Raw genomic sequence first — 718 nt, forward strand, 5'->3', positions numbered from 1 at the left:
TCGGCAGGCTTGCCGTTCTTGTCGAGACCTCCCTCATAACAGATGCCGATGCTGTGGGCATTGTAATGACGGGCATGGGCTCCGACTTCCGATTCCGGACGACCCGGATATACCACACCATCCTTCGTGATGTAATAATGATAGCCGATACTCTTGAAACCGCGGGCAAGATGGCAGGCCTCCAACTGCTCGAATGTGAAATCCTGAGTCACTCTCGTGGCAGAACAGTGGATCACGATGAGTGAAATGCTACGATGTTTCTGTGTCATGGCAACCTCCCTTCTTTTAGCAGTTCTGTACACAGAATGAGCTGGCTACAGCTGTTAATACCGTGATGAGGAAGTTGATGATGTTTTTCCAATTTACTTTTTTCATTTTGCTTTGTTTTTTAATGATTAATACTAAGTGGATAATGATAGTCACATGCTTGTTTTAGTGGTTGAAATTTAGTTTCAGTAAGCGTTTCTGGAAGAAGAAGGGCGGGGGAGGAACTGCCAGCCCGGATACCCGTAAAAGGCAGGTTCTTGGGTCATTATGATTTGCTGTTTATCCGTAATCGTCAGGATGAAAACCAGCCGCTTTGTGCCTTCGGAATATCCCTGTCGCCGGTCAGTTCACTCCTTCCTTCTTCTGTCGTTTCGCATATTTGAGAGATGGATTACTACTCCAGACCGTCTCCGTTGTCGCCTGTTCCGTCGGTGCTGCCGCCTTGTGATGT

At 47.4% G+C, this 718-nt stretch carries 2 protein-coding genes; both read right to left on the reverse strand.

Going from position 1 to position 718, the window contains the following annotated elements:
- The coding region (locus DWV53_RS15420) for an N-acetylmuramoyl-L-alanine amidase (RefSeq protein WP_181992526.1) at positions 1-269 on the reverse strand (269 nt) is incomplete at its 3' end.
- Positions 270-285: 16 nt separating this feature from the next.
- Positions 286-375: a smalltalk protein gene (locus DWV53_RS15935; RefSeq protein WP_153081463.1), complete on the reverse strand. Its 90-nt coding sequence runs from the start codon at positions 373-375 to the stop codon at positions 286-288.
- Positions 376-718: the final 343 nt, after the last annotated feature.

The organism is Segatella copri (assembly GCF_003465495.1).
Classification (GTDB): domain Bacteria; phylum Bacteroidota; class Bacteroidia; order Bacteroidales; family Bacteroidaceae; genus Prevotella; species Prevotella copri_G.

What these genes read in the sequence shown, in the direction of transcription:
- DWV53_RS15935 (WP_153081463.1), bottom strand. Translation starts at nt 375, where the DNA reads ATGAAAAAAGTAAATTGGAAAAACATCATCAACTTCCTCATCACGGTA.